17 protein-coding genes are annotated in these 18,523 nt (G+C 59.2%); 10 read left to right on the forward strand and 7 right to left on the reverse strand.

Features of this window, described 5'->3' with window-relative positions; all coding sequences use genetic code 11:
• Nucleotides 1-811: 811 nt before the first annotated feature.
• Nucleotides 812-1,372, forward strand: coding sequence for a hypothetical protein (locus VF672_RS09825; protein ID WP_331104153.1), 561 nt, complete (start codon nt 812-814; stop codon nt 1,370-1,372).
• Nucleotides 1,373-1,538: 166 nt separating this feature from the next.
• On the opposite strand, the gene VF672_RS09830 is transcribed toward VF672_RS09825, so the two are convergent.
• Together VF672_RS09830 and VF672_RS09835 are read right to left on the reverse strand one after the other, a co-directional pair.
• Complete coding sequence (locus VF672_RS09830) at nt 1,539-2,756, reverse strand: argininosuccinate synthase (RefSeq protein WP_331104155.1); 1,218 nt, start codon at nt 2,754-2,756, stop codon at nt 1,539-1,541.
• Nucleotides 2,757-2,885: 129 nt separating this feature from the next.
• Entirely contained in the window at nt 2,886-3,830 is a 945-nt protein-coding gene (locus VF672_RS09835; protein ID WP_331104157.1) for a flagellar protein MotY, read from the reverse strand.
• 145 nt (nt 3,831-3,975) lie between these two features.
• On the opposite strand from VF672_RS09835, the gene pyrC reads away from it, so the two are divergent.
• The 4 genes from pyrC (at nt 3,976) to bfr (ending at nt 7,010) form a co-directional block, all read left to right on the forward strand.
• Nucleotides 3,976-5,022, forward strand: a complete 1,047-nt coding sequence (pyrC, locus tag VF672_RS09840; RefSeq protein WP_331104160.1) for a dihydroorotase — start codon at nt 3,976-3,978, stop codon at nt 5,020-5,022.
• Entirely contained in the window at nt 5,019-5,696 is a 678-nt protein-coding gene (gene rnt, locus VF672_RS09845; RefSeq protein ID WP_331104162.1) for a ribonuclease T, read from the forward strand. Before pyrC ends, rnt begins: the two co-directional genes overlap by 4 nt.
• A gap of 418 nt (nt 5,697-6,114) precedes the next feature.
• On the forward strand, nt 6,115-6,333 hold the full coding sequence (locus VF672_RS09850) for a bacterioferritin-associated ferredoxin (RefSeq protein WP_265388658.1): 219 nt from the start codon (nt 6,115-6,117) through the stop codon (nt 6,331-6,333).
• 200 nt (nt 6,334-6,533) lie between these two features.
• Complete coding sequence (gene bfr / locus VF672_RS09855) at nt 6,534-7,010, forward strand: bacterioferritin (RefSeq protein WP_065992554.1); 477 nt, start codon at nt 6,534-6,536, stop codon at nt 7,008-7,010.
• Between the two features lie 75 nt (nt 7,011-7,085).
• Here bfr and grxD read toward each other — a convergent pair whose 3' ends face one another.
• From grxD to VF672_RS09870, 3 genes are all read right to left on the reverse strand, one after another.
• Nucleotides 7,086-7,415 carry a Grx4 family monothiol glutaredoxin gene (grxD, locus tag VF672_RS09860; RefSeq protein ID WP_331104167.1) on the reverse strand — a complete coding sequence of 110 codons (330 nt, stop codon included), beginning with the start codon at nt 7,413-7,415 and terminating at the stop codon, nt 7,086-7,088.
• A gap of 115 nt (nt 7,416-7,530) precedes the next feature.
• Nucleotides 7,531-9,639, reverse strand: a complete 2,109-nt coding sequence (locus VF672_RS09865; RefSeq protein ID WP_331104169.1) for a molybdopterin oxidoreductase family protein — start codon at nt 9,637-9,639, stop codon at nt 7,531-7,533.
• A gap of 146 nt (nt 9,640-9,785) precedes the next feature.
• Complete coding sequence (locus VF672_RS09870) at nt 9,786-10,088, reverse strand: hypothetical protein (protein ID WP_331104171.1); 303 nt, start codon at nt 10,086-10,088, stop codon at nt 9,786-9,788.
• A 450-nt stretch (nt 10,089-10,538) separates the two neighbouring features.
• On the opposite strand from VF672_RS09870, the gene argF reads away from it, so the two are divergent.
• Together argF and VF672_RS09880 are read left to right on the forward strand one after the other, a co-directional pair.
• A complete protein-coding gene (gene argF / locus VF672_RS09875) occupies nt 10,539-11,459 on the forward strand; it encodes an ornithine carbamoyltransferase (RefSeq protein WP_331104173.1) in 921 nt (306 codons plus the stop codon).
• Nucleotides 11,456-12,535: an ABC transporter ATP-binding protein gene (locus tag VF672_RS09880; RefSeq protein WP_331104175.1), complete on the forward strand. Its 1,080-nt coding sequence runs from the start codon at nt 11,456-11,458 to the stop codon at nt 12,533-12,535. The genes argF and VF672_RS09880 overlap by 4 nt, the downstream gene beginning before the upstream one ends.
• Before the next feature lie 24 nt (nt 12,536-12,559).
• On the opposite strand, the gene VF672_RS09885 is transcribed toward VF672_RS09880, so the two are convergent.
• Together VF672_RS09885 and ybaK are read right to left on the reverse strand one after the other, a co-directional pair.
• Nucleotides 12,560-13,348: a PhzF family phenazine biosynthesis protein gene (locus VF672_RS09885; protein WP_331104177.1), complete on the reverse strand. Its 789-nt coding sequence runs from the start codon at nt 13,346-13,348 to the stop codon at nt 12,560-12,562.
• A 107-nt stretch (nt 13,349-13,455) separates the two neighbouring features.
• Nucleotides 13,456-13,926: a Cys-tRNA(Pro) deacylase gene (gene ybaK / locus VF672_RS09890; RefSeq protein ID WP_331104179.1), complete on the reverse strand. Its 471-nt coding sequence runs from the start codon at nt 13,924-13,926 to the stop codon at nt 13,456-13,458.
• 282 nt (nt 13,927-14,208) lie between these two features.
• Between ybaK and glpK the strand changes: the two genes are divergently transcribed.
• The 3 genes from glpK (at nt 14,209) to glpD (ending at nt 18,354) form a co-directional block, all read left to right on the forward strand.
• Nucleotides 14,209-15,714, forward strand: coding sequence for a glycerol kinase GlpK (glpK, locus tag VF672_RS09895; protein ID WP_331104182.1), 1,506 nt, complete (start codon nt 14,209-14,211; stop codon nt 15,712-15,714).
• Between the two features lie 95 nt (nt 15,715-15,809).
• Nucleotides 15,810-16,565, forward strand: a complete 756-nt coding sequence (locus VF672_RS09900; RefSeq protein ID WP_331104185.1) for a DeoR/GlpR family transcriptional regulator — start codon at nt 15,810-15,812, stop codon at nt 16,563-16,565.
• Nucleotides 16,566-16,782: 217 nt separating this feature from the next.
• Entirely contained in the window at nt 16,783-18,354 is a 1,572-nt protein-coding gene (gene glpD / locus VF672_RS09905; protein ID WP_331104187.1) for a glycerol-3-phosphate dehydrogenase, read from the forward strand.
• Nucleotides 18,355-18,523: the final 169 nt, after the last annotated feature.

Below are 18,523 nucleotides of genomic sequence, written 5' to 3' on the forward strand. Positions count from 1 at the left end.
CTTTCATTATCAGGAAAAACTAAGGCTTTCGTGATGCCATTGAAATCGGCTTCCTTTGAAGAGGTGACTCATGCAGCCGGTTAGCCCGTCGACCTTGAGCGTTATGGCCTCAGCATATGCCCATCTCACCGGACCGCCAGTAAACAAAAATCATGAAATATTGCAGGTCATGTGAGAGCGGGCCACAGGCACACACTTGCTTAACGTGTACTGGAATAATCGAAGGGTTTCATTACATATCAAAATTTCGAAATGACCTACATTGAATTCAGAAATATCCGAATCGGCGAGACAAATTAGCAACGCTTATTTCCGTCAGGCGTTGGTGAAGAGAGCAAAAGCAGTGACATTACTAGATGACCTGCGCAGTGTGCAGGTCAATCAATGCTGACCGCATTGCGCCACTTCACGGAACTGTAGGGCTGACCCGCCTTTCACGTAATACTATTCACCGCATAACTTCCAGCGCTTTCAAGCCATTCCAGAAAAATACTACATAATTACCGGACCCTTATGACAAACATAAACACCACCCAAAGCTTTTAAAAAACTGAACCGACGGTTTTTCAGCTTTTTACTTGCCAAACCTATTACCAGTCGTTACTTTTTGATAACACTCTCGTTCAGCCCATTGTTAGTTAGTGCCTTTCTTCACCCTATAAGATTATTGCGTTTATATATCTGCATCTTTGCGGTAATTCAGGCACTGACTGCATCGGCCGAACAAGCCATTCCGTGTTTAAACGCGCTCACGCGTAAACGTCCCCTGTGTCTAAGGCTGTTTACATTGATATGTTCAAAGGAACCTACCATGACCAAGAAAATAAAGTACGCCCTCGGCGCCAGCAGTGACCCTGTCAAACTCGCCGAGGCGGTAGAGCGGTACGTTTCTCAGGGTGGCGTCATCAACGTGATTGCAGAAGGCGAGTCGCGGGAAACCGAAGCGTGCAGGCAGACTCGGGAAGCCGATCCCGACGCTGAGCGGTGTACCAAGATCGATCTGCTCAAGGGGCTTGTGGCAAAGGGTGCCGGCGTCGCAGCGCTGCAATACTCCCTGCGCATGAACCAGAAGGACATCAAGCGGCTGGCCAACGAGAACGGCCTGAAGATTCGTTGCTGCCAGCCTGTTCGTCGTTCACGCACTTCCCGGCAACGAGCGCCGGCAACAATAGACGACGCTACTGCCGGGCATGCCATGCATTACTCAGCGTTGGGCTATACCGTTCCCGAAATTGCTCAACTATTGGGTATTGGCGTGCGCGATGTCCTCGACATCGGTAAAGCCTATCGTTTTGAGTTCCGAACAACTTCCCGCGAAGATTCAGGCGAGAAAAACGCTGGCGACGACGCCGATTGCCCCCGTGGCTCATGAGCGATAACCAAGGGCACGACCGCGTTGTTTGACGCGTAGAAAGGAAAGAATTAATCGGGTCAGCGTTAACGCAGGAAGTGATGGCGTTAAACCGGCCATCTCACAGCAAGGGAGGCAAGTGATGAGTGCAGCCCCGGACGGGGCTGCACCTCGGTCATACGCTTGCTCAGAACAACTTGCGGCCGTTGTTCGCCGCGATACGCATGCGCAGCGCGTTGAGCTTGATGAAACCGGCAGCATCGGCCTGGTTGTAAGCCCCGCCGTCTTCTTCAAAGGTTGCGATGTTGGCGTCGAACAGGGAATCGTCGGACTTGCGACCGGTCACGATCACGTTGCCCTTATACAGCTTCAAGCGCACGACACCATTCACGTGGGCCTGCGAGGCATCAATCATTTGCTGCAGCATCAGACGCTCAGGGCTCCACCAGTAGCCGGTGTAGATCAGGCTGGCGTACTTGGGCATCAGTTCATCCTTGAGGTGAGCGACTTCACGGTCCAGGGTGATCGATTCGATCGCACGGTGAGCGCGAAGCATGATGGTGCCGCCCGGGGTCTCGTAGCAGCCGCGGGACTTCATGCCGACGTAGCGGTTCTCGACGATGTCCAGACGACCGATGCCGTGCTCGCCGCCAATGCGGTTCAGCGTGGCAAGAACGGTAGCCGGGGTCATCTCGACGCCGTCCAGCGCAACGATGTCGCCGTTGCGGTAGGTCAGCTCCAGAAACTGTGCCTTGTCCGGCGCGTTCTCCGGCGACACTGTCCAGCGCCACATGTCTTCTTCGTGCTCGGTCCAGGTGTCTTCCAGCACGCCGCCTTCATAGGAGATGTGCAGCAAGTTCGCGTCCATCGAGTACGGGGATTTCTTCTTGCCGTGACGTTCGATCGGGATTGCGTGCTTCTCGGCGTAGTCCATCAGCTTCTCGCGGGACAACAGGTCCCACTCGCGCCATGGAGCGATCACTTTCACGCCAGGCTTCAGCGCATAAGCGCCCAATTCGAAGCGGACCTGGTCGTTGCCTTTGCCTGTAGCGCCGTGGGAAATGGCGTCAGCGCCGGTTTCGTTGGCGATTTCGATAAGACGTTTGGCGATCAGCGGACGCGCAATGGAAGTACCCAGCAGGTACTCGCCTTCGTAGACAGTGTTGGCGCGGAACATCGGGAACACGAAATCACGCACGAATTCTTCGCGCAGGTCGTCGATGTAGATTTCTTTGACGCCCATGGCTTGTGCCTTGGCGCGTGCCGGCTCGACTTCTTCGCCCTGACCCAGGTCAGCGGTGAAGGTCACCACCTCGCAGTTGTACGTATCTTGCAGCCACTTGAGGATTACCGAAGTATCCAGGCCACCGGAATACGCGAGAACTACCTTGTTTACGTCCGCCATGCCATCACTCCAACGCGTTGTACGGAAAGCCGACGAGTTTACCGTTCACGCGCAGGAATTTACAGTGTCGCGACAGCTTCTGACGGCAAAGCGACAGATTCTGTCAGTCAGACGACTTGAAGCCCATCCTCAAGAGGTCTTGGCGGGTGCCGCACTGGCGGCTGTCGCAGGCGCCGGCGATGGAGCGGGTGCAGCGACAGGCGGCATAGCGGGTGTCTGCTGCGCCACGCGTTCAAGGTGGATATTCACACGGCGGTTGCGCGCACGGTTGGCATTGTTGGTGTTGGGCGCCAGCGGGTACTGCTCGCCATGGAAGCGCAGGGTGATCTGTTCTTCCGGGACGCCCTGGGCCTTGAGGTAGTCCATGACGGACAGCGCCCGACGCCGCGACAGATCACGGTTGGTCAGCCGGTTGCCGCTGTTGTCGGAGTGGCCGTCGAGTTCCACATGATTGACGGTCGGATCAGCCTTCATATAAGCCAGCACGGTGTCCAGCTTGCGTTTGGCGGAAGCGTCCAGCTCAATGCCGCCGCCGGGAAAGCCGATCTCGGACTGGCGCACTTGTTCGAAATTCATTGGCAACAGCTTCGCCGTACAGACTTGAAACTCACCGTAAGCCTTGCTGAATTTGACCGGCAACAGACGGACTTCCATCGCGCCGCCACCGTCGCGCAGGGAATGACGAATCACCGGGCTGCGCCCTTCCATCAGCCCTGCGATAAGCCGCGTGGCCTGGGCTTGATTGGTATTGAACGGGATCTCGCCATTGCCGACTTTCACCGCGCCCAGATTGAGGTCACTGCGACCCGGCTGCCAGGGCGCTGCCGCTGCAATCAGCGTCGCCGATCCGGACGCCAGGCTGTAGCCATTCGCCTTCAGTCGAAACGTGGGCTGCTCACCCGCGCGACGTACGAATTCCCCTGCACCGAAATCAGCGATCGGCTGGGTCAGCCGGCACTCGAACTGATCACCTTCCACCTTCCACTCAATGTTCTCCAGACGGGTCTGGAATGTGAGCGCCATGGCCGGCAGGCTGGCAAACGCGCTGAGCAGGGCTAGATATCGCTGGCGCACGGGCGGCTCCACTAAATTCACGTGTAACAAGATTTATGATCTGACACGTGGCTATCGGTAACTTCCCGCGAAACTTGATAGCGAGTGCCTGGAGGAGTCTTTTCCGGTAGCATTCCCAGCGAGTTTGACCCGCCTGGAATCCCCAATGTCCGAACGCCTGACCCTCCTGCGACCCGACGACTGGCATATCCATCTTCGAGATGGCGCTGTATTGCCTCACACCGTCGCCGACGTAGCGCGCACTTTTGGCCGCGCGATCATCATGCCGAACCTCGTGCCGCCGGTCCGCAACGCGGAGCAAGCGGACGCCTACCGTCAGCGCATCCTAGCCGCGCGCCCGCCAGGCAGCCGCTTCGAGCCGCTGATGGTGCTTTACCTGACCGACCTGACGCAGCCCCAAGAGATTCGCGCCGCGAAGGTCAGTGGTTTCGTGTATGCCGCCAAGCTGTACCCGGCAGGCGCGACCACCAACTCCGACTCGGGCGTGACCAGTGTCGACAAGATCTTCGCGGTGCTTGAGGCCATGGCTGAAGTGGGCCTGCCTCTGCTCATCCACGGCGAAGTGACCCGCGGCGATATCGATGTCTTCGACCGCGAAAAGATTTTCATCGATGAACACATGCGTCGTGTCGTCGAGCGTTTCCCGACGCTGAAAGTGGTGTTCGAACACATCACCACCGCCGACGCCGTGCAGTTCGTCAATGAAGCGTCAGCCAATGTGGGAGCCACTATCACGGCGCACCACCTGCTGTATAACCGCAACCACATGCTGGTGGGCGGTATCCGGCCGCACTTTTATTGCCTGCCGATCCTCAAGCGCAATACCCATCAGGTCGCGCTGCTTGATGCGGCCACCAGCGGCAACAGCAAGTTCTTCCTCGGGACTGACTCGGCGCCTCATGCGCAGCACGCCAAGGAGGCAGCCTGCGGTTGCGCCGGCTGCTACACCGCGTTTGCGGCCATCGAGCTTTACGCCGAGGCGTTCGAATCACGCAATGCGCTGGACAAGCTCGAAGGTTTTGCCAGTCTGCACGGTCCGGCCTTCTACGGCCTGCCCGCCAACACCGACACCATTACCCTGGTTCGTGACGAGTGGACGGCGCCCGCCAGCCTGCCGTTTGGCGAGCTTTCTGTTATTCCGCTGCGCGCCGGTGAACAACTGCGCTGGCGCCTGCTTGAGGAACACGCGTGAGCGAAGATCATTACGAAGACGAGCAAGAAGGCTCCGGCGGCGGTACAGGCTCCCGGCATCCGATGGCTGCGCGTTTTCGCGGTTACCTGCCCGTTGTCGTTGACGTAGAAACGGGTGGATTCAACTGCGCCACCGATGCGTTGCTGGAGATCGCCGCCACCACCATCGGCATGGACGAGAAAGGCTTTGTCTTTCCAGACCACACGTATTTCTTTCGTGTCGAACCGTTCGAGGGCGCCAATGTTGAAGCCGCGGCGCTGGAGTTCACCGGCATCAAGCTGGATCACCCGCTGCGTATGGCGGTGAGTGAAGAAACGGCGCTGACGGACATCTTTCGCGGTATCCGCAAGGCGCTGAAAGCCAATGGCTGCAAGCGTGCGATCCTGGTCGGTCACAACGCCAGCTTCGATCTGGGCTTTCTCAACGCAGCGGTAGCGCGGCTGGACATGAAGCGTAACCCGTTCCACCCCTTTTCCAGCTTCGACACGGCGACGCTGGCGGGCCTGGCATACGGTCAGACGGTCCTCGCGAAGGCCTGTCAGTCCGCGGACATCGATTTCGACGGCCGGGAGGCCCATTCGGCCCGTTACGACACCGAAAAGACGGCTGAGCTGTTCTGCGGCATCGTCAACCGCTGGAAAGAAATGGGCGGCTGGCACGACTTCGACGACTGAGTCGATGGTGTTGCACCCTAAAAGAACCGGCCCACGTGGCCGGTTTTTTATGGGCTGGATTCCTGGCGGTGACCAGCCTGAAATCGTCGGCGCCTGGACTGGCCCCTTCCCGGCTAAGCCGGTCCCACTAAAAGCATCGCATCCAGCCAGCAGGACCGGCTTCGCGCGGGAAGGCCTCTTCATAAAAGCATGCAGTGGGGCCGGCTTCATCCGGGAGCTTTTATTTGCCTGCGCGTATAGCCCAGATGACGTATTCGGAAAATCAGCTATACATGCAAAGTCCCAACAAATTTTGCCCCACATACGATCTGACCGCTCATCGGCGGTCATGCGAAGAAGGCGGAGTAGTTTTGACAAGCATTCTCATTAACATTAGTATCCCTCGCATTGAGCCAATCACTCAGCGACGGTTTCTTATATGTATGTCTGCCTCTGCCAAGGTGTTACCGACGGACAAATCCGTGAAGCAATCATGGAAGGATGCTGCAGCTATCGTGACGTCCGCGAAACGCTGGGTGTCGCCAGTAAGTGTGGGAAATGTGCCTGCCTAGCCAAGGAAGTGGTGCGTGAAACCCTGACCGAGCTGCAATCCAGTCATGCCGCCCTTGCCTATCCCGCAGAATTTTCAGCCGCCTGATTCAACGCTTTCAAATGAAACCGGACCTTGTCCGGTTTTTTTATGCCTTTAATTCAATTGCTTAGCGACGAGATGCGGAACACAAACATTCTTATTCCTATTTATTTTCACTTATTATTCAATAACTTAGGTTTGACAGAGTTATATCAGGGGCTCAGACTTGCCGCCAGCATTACCCATATCTACGACGGGACCCGATCATGAAAGGCGACATCACAGTCATCCAGCATCTCAACAAGATCCTCGGTAACGAGCTGGTCGCAATCAATCAGTACTTCCTGCATGCGCGCATGTATGAGGATTGGGGCCTGAACAAGCTGGGCAAGCACGAGTACCATGAATCCATCGACGAGATGAAGCACGCTGACAAGTTGATCAAGCGCATCCTGTTTCTGGAAGGCCTGCCGAATCTGCAGGACCTGGGCAAGATCCTGATCGGCGAACACACCAAGGAAATGCTTGAGTGTGACCTGCGCATCGAGCGCAAAGGCCACGCCGACCTGAAAGCCGCCATCGCGCACTGCGAAACCGTTGGCGACTTCGGCAGCCGCGAGATGCTGGAAGACATTCTGGAATCGGAAGAAGAGCACATCGACTGGCTGGAAACCCAGCTGGGGCTGATCGATAAGGTGGGTATCGAAAACTACCTGCAATCGCAGATGGGCGAAGAGGACTGATTTTCGTCCCCGACAACGCCCAATAAAAAGCCCCGCATCTCGACAGAGAGCGGGGCTTTTTTACGGCTGCCGAAATCAGGCAGTGGTGTTCTTCGCAACAGCGGCTTTGACCAGCTCCTGCAGCGAACCGTCGGCCTGCATTTCAGTGATGATGTCACTGCCGCCGACCAGCTCACCGCCGACCCACAGCTGCGGGAAGGTAGGCCAGTTGGCGTACTTCGGCAGGTTGGCACGGATTTCCGGGTTTTGCAGGATATCGACGTAGGCGAACTTTTCGCCACAGGCCATCAGTGCCTGGGAAGCCTTGGCCGAGAAGCCGCACTGTGGGGCATTCGGAGCGCCTTTCATGTAAAGCAGAACGGTGTTGCTGGCAATCTGGTCTTTGATCGTTTCGATAATATCCATGGAGCACCTCGGCTAAACTTTACGACTGTATGTGTCGACACGGTGCCGCATTCTAAACGATTCCCTAGCATAACGCTCGGTCTTGGCCTTCATCGACTCGTGAAGATGATGGCCGTCATGCCGCTGCGACCGTCACCGGCACGCCATTGAGCACGGCGTTCCCGGAAATCGCATCCAGCGCCCGCTCGTCGGTCAGGTCATTCGCGCTTTCGCCCGGCTGGGCCGTCGCAATGTCCATTTTCACGCCTGGCCGGCCGTGGCCCCAGCCATGGGGCAGGCTGACGACGCCGCGCATCATCTCCGCACTGCCCATCACTTCGACCTCGATCACGCCTACCCGCGAGCTGACCCTCACCCGCTGACCGTCCATTAAACCCCGGCTGAGCAAGTCGTCGGGGTGCATCAGCAACTGATGGCGCGGCTTGCCTTTTACCAGACGATGGTAATTGTGCATCCAGGAGTTATTACTGCGCACATGGCGTCGGCCGATGAGCATTAAATCATCGGCTTGAGGTAAGGGTCGAGCAGCGAAACGGGCGAGGTCGGCAAGAATCACCGCAGGCGCGGCCTGCACGCGCTGGTTGGCCGTTTTCAGGCGCGCGGCCAGGTTCGGCTTGAGCGGGCCCAGGTCCAGACCGTGGGGATGCTGGGCCAGTGTTTGCAACGACAATTTCTGCGAGGATGCCTCGCCGTAAAGCCCGGCGCGCAGACCGCGATCGACCATGGCCGCCGGCGGCATCGTCGGTTTAAGCTCGCGGCCGGTTTTCACCGCGAACGCTTGAGCCAGGCCCACGAAAATTTCCCAGTCGTGCAGCGCGCCGGGCGGCTTGGGGAGAATCGCACGGTTGAAGCGGGTGACGTTGCGCACCGCGAACATGTTGAAGGTCGTGTCGTAGTGGTCGTTTTCCAGTGCAGAGGTCGACGGCAAGATAAGGTCAGCGTGCCGAGTGGTCTCGTTGATGTACAAATCGACGCTGACCATGAACTCAAGGCCCTCAAGTGCCATGTCGAGCCGACGACCATTGGGCGTCGACAATACCGGGTTGCCGGCCACGGTTATCAGCGCCCTCACCTGCCCTTCGCCCGGCGTCAGCATTTCCTCGGCCAGTGCAGAAACAGGCAGTTCACCGCCGTACTCGGGCAACTGTGAAACGCGGCTCTGCCAGCGGTTGAAGCTGCCCCCGGAAGTCGATGCCACCAAGTCCAGTGCAGGCTCGGTGCACAGTGCGCCGCCGACGCGATCAAGATTACCGGTGACCAGATTGATCAATTGCACCAGCCAGTGGCACAGCGTGCCAAACGCCTGGGTGGAAATGCCCATGCGCCCGTAACACACCCCGCTTTTGGCAGCGGCAAAGTCCCGCGCGAGCTGTCGGATCTGCTCGGCAGGCACGCCGCAACGAGGGCTCATGGCGTCGGCATTCATTTCGCTGATCGCCGTGCGCACATCGTCCAGGCCATCGATCGCAAGATGAGTTTCACGGGTCAGGCCTTCGGCGAACAGCGTGTGCAACACGCCGAACAGAAACGCCGCGTCGCCGCCCGGACGGATAAAGAGGTGCTGGTCGGCAATGGCGGCGGTCTCACTGCGGCGCGGATCGACCACAACCACCTTGCCACCGCGGGCTTGAATGGCCTTGAGGCGCTTCTCGACATCAGGCACGGTCATGATGCTGCCGTTCGACGCCAGCGGATTGCCACCGAGGATGAGCATGAAATCGGTGTGATCGATGTCAGCGATAGGCAGCAACAGGCCGTGGCCATACATCAAATGACTGGTCAGGTGATGAGGCAACTGGTCAACAGAGGTAGCGGAGTAGCGATTACGGGTTTTCAGCAACCCGAGGAAATAATTGCTGTGGGTCATCAGCCCATAGTTATGCACGCTGGGATTGCCCTGGTACACCGCCACCGCGTTCTGGCCATGACGCGCTTGAATGTCGGCCAGGCGCTCGGCAATCAGATCAAATGCGGCCTGCCACTCGATCGGCTGCCAGTCGTTGCCAATGCGCTGCATGGGACGCTTGAGGCGATCGGGATCGTTCTGGATATCCTGGAGTGCGACTGCTTTGGGGCAGATGTGCCCGCGGCTGAACGTGTCCTGCGCATCCCCCTTGATCGAGGTGATCAGCAGAGTGGCGTCGTCTTGCAGGGTGGTTTCGAGGGTGAGGCCACAGATCGCCTCGCACAGGTGGCAGGCACGGTGGTGGAGAGTCTTGGTCATCGCCAGTCTCGAGTTTTTATAGGGCGATCAACTCGATCGCGGATACAAAACTATGGGACTTGCCCGGGCGATGCGCCAGAAATGTCAGTGCCGTGAATCAGACAGCATCAGGCGAGCCGATAGCTCGCCCGATCAGGAAAGATCCCTCAGGATCCGGTACCGCCGATGGGTGTCACCACCTTGCGCTGCATCTGCACTTCATGAACGGTTTCGATCTGTTCCTGGGACAGCTGGACGCCGGTGAGTTCGCCGATCAGTCGCCAGTGTTCGTCGAGTCCGGCACTGATGGTTGCCATGCGATCAATCATGCGACGCCCCGCAGAGCGCGTGACCTCGTCTTCGCTGCGCATCAGTTCGAACGACATCGACGTCATGGACGCCGTGAGGTGCGTGAGGGTTCGAGCCGTAAGCCCGAGCAGTTCCGTCAGTTGTTGCTCTTTTGAATCCATTCCCCACCTCTTTAGGAGGACATAAGCGGCCTTTATAACCCACGCCGATGGTTTAGGAAACGTCCGGGTTTCCGTGGCGTGAAGCATGTCGCATAAGGCTGCGCAGTGGTTTGCGACTGTTACGGATCAGGCAGCAATCGAGGCGATGCCGGAGGGCGTCACACACGATGCGTCAGATCAGGACTAATGCGATGGCGAATGGCCTTCGCAGAGCTGCAACTGTAGCACTTCGTTACATGAAAAGCGTCCTGCGAACGCCGCTTTCAGGCGACCGAACGTCCGACCGCCATTTTCCATCACGCCGGGCCTTGGCATCAGGCGACATTTTCTTATACCCTCGCGCCTTCCCTATTCGTCGCCCCGTGCGGCTTTCGCCGCAGGTCTCGCCCGTTTTTCCCCTAAAACCCGGCTTTGAGGATCTGCGGTCTGTTGCAGACAAGGTAGTTAATGATGAGCGCAAGGCACTTTCTCTCGATGATGGACTACACCCCCGCTGAGCTGGTCGGGGTGATTCGTCGCGGCGTTGAGCTGAAGGACCTGCGAAATCGAGGCGTGCTCTTCGAGCCACTGAGGGGGCGCGTTCTGGCAATGATCTTCGAGAAATCCTCGACGCGGACTCGGGTTTCCTTCGAGGCCGGAATGATCCAGCTCGGCGGTCAGGCCATCTTTCTCTCTCCTCGGGACACCCAGCTGGGCCGTGGCGAACCGATCGCCGATGGCGCACGGGTCATGTCCCGGATGGTCGATGCGGTCATGATCCGCACCTTCGCCCATAGCAACCTCACCGAGTTCGCAGCGCATTCCCGTGTGCCGGTGATCAACGGCCTGTCCGATGACCTTCATCCCTGCCAGCTGCTTGCCGACATGCAGACATTCCTCGAACACCGCGGCTCCATCCAGGGCAAGACCGTGGCGTGGATCGGCGACGGCAACAACATGTGCAACAGCTATATAGAAGCCGCGATTCAGTTCGATTTTCAGCTGCGCATCGCCTGTCCGGAAGGCTACGAACCCAGTGCGCATTTCATGGCTCTGGCCGGCGACCGCGTGACCCTGACCCGCGACCCGCATGAAGCGGTGCAAGGCGCGCATCTGGTCAGTACCGATGTGTGGACGTCCATGGGGCAGGAAGAAGAAGCCGCCAGGCGTCTGGCCCTGTTCAAGCCCTTCCAGGTGACCCGCGAGATGCTGGACCGCGCCGCTGACGACGTGATTTTCATGCACTGCCTGCCCGCGCACCGTGGCGAAGAGATCAGCGACGATCTGCTGGACGATCAGCGTTCCGTGGCGTGGGATCAGGCGGAGAACCGGCTGCATGCACAGAAGGCCCTGCTCGAGTTCCTCGTGGCCCCGGCCTACACAGCGGCATGAGCCATCCCCTGCTGCTGACACTGCATGACCTTGCCTGTGGCTATGGGGACCAACGCGTGGTGCAGAACCTCAATCTGCACCTGAACGCGGGTGATATCGGCTGCCTGCTGGGTTCTTCCGGCTGCGGTAAGACCACCACATTGCGCGCCATCGCCGGGTTTGAGCCTGTGCATCACGGCCAGATCACGCTGGCGGGCGAAGTCATCTCCCGCGCCGGATTCACCCTGGCACCAGAGAAACGCCGCATTGGCATGGTGTTTCAGGACTACGCCCTGTTCCCGCACCTCACGGTCGCTGACAACATCGCCTTCGGCATCCGCAATCACCCTCGTCAGAAGCAGGTGGTTCGGGAAATGCTGGCGCTTGTGAATCTGGGCGCACTGGGCGCGCGCCATCCCCACGAGCTTTCCGGTGGGCAGCAGCAACGTGTGGCGCTGGCTCGTGCCTTGGCACCGGAGCCGCAGTTGCTGCTACTGGATGAGCCGTTTTCGAATCTGGATGGCGAACTGCGTCGACGCTTGAGCCACGAGGTACGTGACATTCTCAAAGCCCGGGGCACGAGTGCGATTCTGGTGACACACGACCAGGAAGAGGCATTCGCCGTGAGCGACCACGTTGGCGTATTCAAGGATGGCAGGCTGGAGCAGTGGGATACGCCTTACAACCTCTATCACGAGCCAGCGACGCCTTACGTCGCCAGCTTCGTCGGTCAGGGCTACTTCATTCGGGGGCAACTGATCGATGCCGAATCGGTGCAGACTGAACTGGGCGTGCTGCGGGGCAACCGTGCCTATGCCGGCGCCCGAGGCACGCCCATGGATGTTCTGTTGCGTCCGGACGATATCGTTTATGCGCCTGACAGCCCGATCAAGGCGCGCGTTGCGAGCCTGACCTTTCAGGGCGCCGCTACCTTGTACCGTTTGCAGCTGCCGACCGGCACGCAGCTGGAAGCGTTGTTTCCCAGCCATGTGGATCTGCGCGCCGGGGATCAGGTCGGCTTCGAAGTCTCTGCCGAGCATCTGGTGCTGTTTCCCGCCTCGGGCAGCGTCCCCGTGCATCGCAACGGGGCGGCCTGAGGGCTGGTCAACAAGGCCAGGCGTTTAGCCCAGCACCAGCGTGCCGCTGGCCACCAGCGTCGCATGCCCGCCGATCTTCACGCGGTCACCCTCCAGACGGCAGAACAGCTCACCTCCCCGCGCTGACGCCTGGTAACCCGTCAGGCTGAATTTGTTCAAGCGGGCCGACCAGTAGGGAATCAGGCTGCAGTGAGTCGAACCCGTCACCGGGTCCTCATTGATACCAATGCCCGGCGCGAAGTAGCGCGAGACAAAATCGTAGCGTTCACCGTCACCCTTGGCCGTCACGATCACGCCGGGCCACGGCAAACGCGCGATGGCGTTGAAGTCGGGCTTGCAATCGCGAACCGCCTGCTCCGACTCCAGCACCACGACCAATTCCGCCGCGCTGAGCACGTCGACGACTGCCATACCCAAAGCACGCTCGATCTCCACCGTCACGCCCTGTTCGGCGGGGGGCATCGAGGGAAAGTCCAGCACCAGCCGATTATTTTCACGGCTCACACTCAAGGGCCCGGCTTTGCCGATGAAGTGGATCACCTCCGCCTTCTCCGCGTACTTTTCGAACAACACGAACGCGCTGGCCAGGGTCGCATGCCCGCACAGCGGCACTTCATCGGTCGGGGTAAACCAGCGTATGTGCCAGCCGGCGGCTTCACGGACGAGGAAAGCGGTCTCCGACAAGTTGTGCTCTGAGGCAATTTGTTGCATCAGTTGATCGGAAAGCCAGGCGTCGAGGCGGTAGATCATCGCCGGGTTGCCGGAGAAAGGGCGGTCGGTGAAGGCGTCGACCTGATGAAATTCAAGTTGCATGGAAGGCATCCCCGATTAATAAACGCGGCAACCCGGCTCGGGTGCTGCGGGTCTGCGGCCAGCATCGCCGCGTTGAAGGGCCAGGCATTTCTGACGCACCCGGCGAGTCATTCCCGGCCGATCCGGGCAAAGCTCGCACCGGTGTGTTGTGCAAGTACGGCGGCGGGCAGTTCGACTTCAAGCCCGCGCCGACCCGCGCTGACAAAAATGGTGGGCAACGGTTGAGCGGACTCGTCAATGAAGGTGCGCAGCCTCTTTTTCTGCCCCAGCGGGCTGATGCCGCCGAGCAAATAGCCCGTGGCACGCTGTGCGGCGGCCGGGTCAGCCATCTCGGCCTTCTTCACGCCCGCTGCATGGGCCAGGGCTTTCAGGTCCAGCGAGCCCACGACCGGCACCACGGCCACCAGCAGCTCGCCTCTTTCGGTGCTGGCCAGCAAGGTCTTGAACACCTGAGCGGGGGGCAAATCAAGCTTTTCCGCCGCTTCCAGGCCATACGATGCAGCTTTGGGATCGTGCTCGTAACTGTGCACGCGATGTTCGGCGCGAACCTTTTTCAGTAAATCCAATGCGGGGGTCATGCAGCGCTCCAGACAGCCAGACACTTACTTGTTTGCTGACGATACTTTAGGCCATCAATCGTCGAAATGCCTGCGTTTGCGAAGGACTTATCCACTAATATCCGTGACTCGGAACATTCATCAACTGCGTTCACTTTCGACCTTTGACAAGGTTCGTTTACGTCTATATTTTTTCGAATACGAATATCCCGCTTGCTTCCTTGATGCCATCCCGGTATCAGTGCGCACAGGCACCTACGGACGGCAGTTTCCGGACACACGCTTTATCACCAGGCATTCGACATGACCGACACCGAAAACAAGAATTACATCATCGCTCTGGACCAAGGCACCACCAGCTCCCGCGCCATCATTTTTGACCGTGACGCCAACGTGGTCAGCAGCGCCCAGAGCGAATTCGTTCAGCATTATCCCCAGCCTGGTTGGGTCGAGCACGACCCGATGGAGATCTTCGCAACCCAGACCGCGTGCATGACCAAGGTTCTGGCGCAAGCCAATCTGCACCACAACCAGATCGCCGCCATCGGAATCACCAATCAGCGTGAAACCACGGTGGTCTGGGAAAAGGACACCGGCCGCCCGATCTACAACGCTGTGGTCTGGCAGTGCCGCCGCAGCACCGAGATCTGTCAGCAACTCAAGCGCGACGGTCTGGAAGACTACATCCGGGACACGACCGGTCTGGTCATCGACCCGTACTTCTCCGGCAGCAAGCTGAAGTGGATTCTTGACCACGTCGAGGGCAGCCGTGAGCGAGCCCGCCGTGGCGAACTGCTGTTCGGCACCATCGATAGCTGGCTGATCTGGAAGTTTACCGGCGGCAAGGTGCACGTCACCGACTACACCAACGCGTCGCGCACCATGATGTTCAACATCCATACGCTGGAATGGGACCAGCGCATGCTCGACGTGCTGGGTGTGCCTCGGGAGATGTTGCCAGAGGTCAAGTCGTCGTCCGAAGTGTATGGCCACAGCAAAAGCGGTATCGCCATCGCCGGGATTGCCGGCGATCAGCAATCGGCCTTGTTCGGCCAGATGTGCGTCGAGCCCGGTCAGGCGAAGAACACCTACGGCACAGGTTGCTTCCTGCTGATGAACACGGGCAAGAAAGCCGTGAAATCCAGCCACGGCATGCTCACCACCATCGGTTGCGGTCCGCGAGGCGAAGTGGCGTATGCGCTGGAGGGTGCGGTGTTCAATGGCGGCTCCACTGTGCAATGGCTGCGTGACGAGCTGAAAATCGTCAACGATTCCATCGACACCGAATACTTCGCCACCAAGGTGAAGGACAGCAACGGCGTTTATCTGGTGCCGGCCTTCACAGGCCTGGGCGCGCCTTACTGGGACCCGTATGCCCGCGGCGCGCTGTTCGGTCTGACCCGTGGCGTGAAAGTCGACCACATCATTCGGGCGGCGCTGGAATCCATCGCCTATCAGACCCGCGATGTGCTCGACGCCATGCAGCAAGATGCCGGCGAGCCGCTCAAGGCCCTTCGCGTGGACGGTGGCGCCGTTGCGAACAACTTCCTCATGCAATTCCAGGCCGACATCCTCGGTACACCGGTTGAGCGCCCTAAGATGCGCGAAACCACGGCACTGGGCGCGGCGTACCTGGCCGGTCTGGCGATCGGGTTCTGGAGCGGCCTGGATGAGCTGAAGGGCAAGGCGGTCATCGAGCGCACGTTCGAACCGCAATGCGATGACGCCGAGAAGGAGAAACGCTACGCCGGCTGGCGCAAGGCAGTGGACCGCACCCGTGATTGGGAACCGCACGAAACAGCCGAATAAGCGCGGTACTTAACGGAGCGGCAGACGCATTTTTTCCGGCTGACAGGTAATGGCTGCCTGCGGCATCATGGGCGCCCGTGCCCGAAGGATAAAAAATGAATCTGCCACCCCGTCAACAGCAGATCCTCGAGCTGGTCCGTGAGCGCGGCTACGTCAGCATCGAGGAAATGGCGCAGCTGTTCGTCGTCACCCCGCAAACCATCCGCCGCGACATCAATCAGCTGGCGGAAATGAACCTTCTGCGTCGCTACCACGGCGGCGCGGCCTACGACTCCAGCATCGAAAACACCGCTTACGCCATGCGTGCCGATCAGATGCGCGATGAAAAACAGCGCATTGCCGAGGCCATCGCCGCGCAGATCCCAGATCACGCGTCGCTGTTCATCAACATCGGGACGACGACAGAATCGATCGCCAGGGCGCTGCTCAATCACAACCATCTGAAGATCATCACGAACAACCTGCACGTGGCGTCGATCCTCAGCGGCAAGGATGACTTCGAGGTGCTGCTGGCCGGCGGTAATGTGCGGCGTGATGGCGGCGTGGTCGGTCAGGCGAGCGTGGACTTCATCACGCAGTTCAAGGTTGATTTCGCCTTGGTGGGCATCAGCGGGATCGACGAAGACGGCAGCTTGCTCGACTTCGATTATCAGGAAGTGCGCGTTTCCCAGGCGATCATCGCCAACGCGCGCCAGGTGATTCTGGCTGCGGACTCCAGCAAATTCGGGCGTAACGCGATGGTACGTCTGGGACCGATCAGCCTGATCGATTGCCTGGTCACGGATCAGACGCCTGTGCCCGCACTGGCGCAGCTGCTCACGCAGAACAAGATCCGGCTGGAAGTGGTTTAACGGCCTGAGCTGCACGCGGGCGCGATGAGCGCGCTCGCTCCCTCCCCCGATGTTCACTTTTGTTCTTTTCCCCAAGCTCCCATCAGTATTTTCAATGAATCCTGTGTGGCTGCGCGCCTGTTATTGCGCTACTATTTTCGGAAATGAACATAAATGTTCGAATTCGCCCCTTCCGTCGCGCCGAATTCGAAAATGATTGAACGATCAGGAGGCCCCGATGGCCCAGTCCAGTTTGCCGACTCCCCCTCTTTCCGAGGTCTACGACGTTGCCGTGATCGGTGGCGGCATCAATGGTGTCGGCATTGCAGCAGACGCATCGGGCCGGGGCCTCTCTGTCTTTCTCTGTGAGAAGGACGACCTTGCCAGCCACACCTCTTCGGCCAGCAGCAAGCTGATCCACGGTGGCCTGCGTTATCTTGAACACTACGAATTCCGTCTGGTACGCGAAGCGTTGGCCGAGCGCGAAGTGTTGCTGGAAAAAGCGCCGCACATCGTAAAACCCATGCGCTTCGTGCTGCCACACCGCCCCCACCTGCGCCCTGCGTGGATGATCCGCGCCGGGCTGTTCCTGTATGACCACCTGGGCAAACGCGAGAAGCTGGCTGCGTCGAAAACCATCCGCTTCGGTGCCAACAGCCCGCTGAACAGCTCGATCACCAAGGGCTTCGAGTACTCCGATTGCTGGGTTGACGATGCACGCCTGGTCGTCCTCAACGCCATGGCCGCTCGGGAAAAAGGCGCGCACATTCACACGCAGACCCGCTGTTTGAGCGCCCGTCGCGCCGACGGTGTCTGGCACATGGACATGGAGCGCGCCGACGGCAGCTCGTTCTCCATTCGCGCCAAAGCGCTGGTGAATGCGGCCGGTCCATGGGTCGCCAAGTTCATCCGTGAAGACCTCAAGCTCGAATCCCAGTACGGCATCCGGCTGATTCAAGGCAGCCACCTGATCGTGCCTAAACTGTATGAAGGGGAAAACGCCTTCATTCTGCAGAACGAAGATCAGCGCATCGTGTTCGCCATTCCTTACCTGGAACGCTTCACCATCATCGGTACGACTGACCGTGAGTACACCGGTGACCCGGCGAAGGTGGCGATCACCGAAGGCGAAACCGATTACCTGCTGAAGATCGTCAACGAGCACTTCAAAAAGCAGCTCAGCCGCGCCGACATCCTGCGCAGCTATTCGGGTGTGCGTCCGTTGTGCAACGACGAATCGGACAACCCCTCCGCGATTACCCGCGATTACACCTTGGCGTTGTCGGGCAGCGCCCAGGAAGCGCCGATTCTCTCGGTGTTTGGCGGCAAGCTGACCACCTACCGCAAGCTGGCGGAATCGGCGATGCAACAGCTCGCACCGTTCTTCCCGCAGATGAAGCCAAGCTGGACAGCGAAAGCCAGTCTGCCGGGCGGCGAGAACATGACCACGCCGCAGGTGCTGGCTGCCGAGCTGGAGCAGCGCTGCAGCTGGCTCACGGCCGAAACCGCGAAGCGTTGGGCGATCACCTATGGTTCGCGTAGCTGGCGCATCGTCGAAGGCGTGCAGGGGTTGAGCGAGATGGGCGAGCACTTGGGCGGCGGTCTGTACAGCCGCGAGGTGGATTACCTTTGCAGCGAGGAGTGGGCGACCAAGGCCGACGACATTCTCTGGCGCCGGACCAAGCTTGGCTTGTTCACCAATGCCCAGGAGCACGAGAACGTCCAGCGGTACCTGGACAATGTCGCAAGCAGCAACAGGGCTATTGACCGGCTTGACTGGTCAGTGTCGGCACCAAAGATCCACGCATAATTTGCCAGACCGAATTCCCGGCTAACGCCGTCCTACTGAAATGACGAGATTTTGTAGGACGGGTTTTAGCCGGGAAAGCGTCAGACAGCACACCGCAAAACATACGTCTCAACACGCGCCACCCCACCGTTATCATTCGGATTCCCGAACACACTGCCCCATCCGATTC

The sequence above is a fragment of the Pseudomonas sp. genome, assembly GCF_036387035.1.
Taxonomy (GTDB): Bacteria; Pseudomonadota; Gammaproteobacteria; order Pseudomonadales; family Pseudomonadaceae; genus Aquipseudomonas.

Coding starts and splice junctions, on each gene's coding strand:
- argF (WP_331104173.1), top strand. CDS start 10,539: ATGAGCGCAAGGCACTTTCTCTCGATGATGGACTACACCCCCGCTGAG.
- grxD (WP_331104167.1), bottom strand. CDS start 7,415: ATGGATATTATCGAAACGATCAAAGACCAGATTGCCAGCAACACCGTT.
- VF672_RS09885 (WP_331104177.1), bottom strand. CDS start 13,348: ATGCAACTTGAATTTCATCAGGTCGACGCCTTCACCGACCGCCCTTTC.
- VF672_RS09865 (WP_331104169.1), bottom strand. CDS start 9,639: ATGACCAAGACTCTCCACCACCGTGCCTGCCACCTGTGCGAGGCGATC.
- glpD (WP_331104187.1), top strand. CDS start 16,783: ATGGCCCAGTCCAGTTTGCCGACTCCCCCTCTTTCCGAGGTCTACGAC.
- ybaK (WP_331104179.1), bottom strand. CDS start 13,926: ATGACCCCCGCATTGGATTTACTGAAAAAGGTTCGCGCCGAACATCGC.
- VF672_RS09900 (WP_331104185.1), top strand. CDS start 15,810: ATGAATCTGCCACCCCGTCAACAGCAGATCCTCGAGCTGGTCCGTGAG.
- VF672_RS09830 (WP_331104155.1), bottom strand. CDS start 2,756: ATGGCGGACGTAAACAAGGTAGTTCTCGCGTATTCCGGTGGCCTGGAT.
- VF672_RS09825 (WP_331104153.1), top strand. CDS start 812: ATGACCAAGAAAATAAAGTACGCCCTCGGCGCCAGCAGTGACCCTGTC.
- bfr (WP_065992554.1), top strand. CDS start 6,534: ATGAAAGGCGACATCACAGTCATCCAGCATCTCAACAAGATCCTCGGT.
- VF672_RS09850 (WP_265388658.1), top strand. CDS start 6,115: ATGTATGTCTGCCTCTGCCAAGGTGTTACCGACGGACAAATCCGTGAA.
- glpK (WP_331104182.1), top strand. CDS start 14,209: ATGACCGACACCGAAAACAAGAATTACATCATCGCTCTGGACCAAGGC.
- VF672_RS09870 (WP_331104171.1), bottom strand. CDS start 10,088: ATGGATTCAAAAGAGCAACAACTGACGGAACTGCTCGGGCTTACGGCT.
- VF672_RS09880 (WP_331104175.1), top strand. CDS start 11,456: ATGAGCCATCCCCTGCTGCTGACACTGCATGACCTTGCCTGTGGCTAT.
- pyrC (WP_331104160.1), top strand. CDS start 3,976: ATGTCCGAACGCCTGACCCTCCTGCGACCCGACGACTGGCATATCCAT.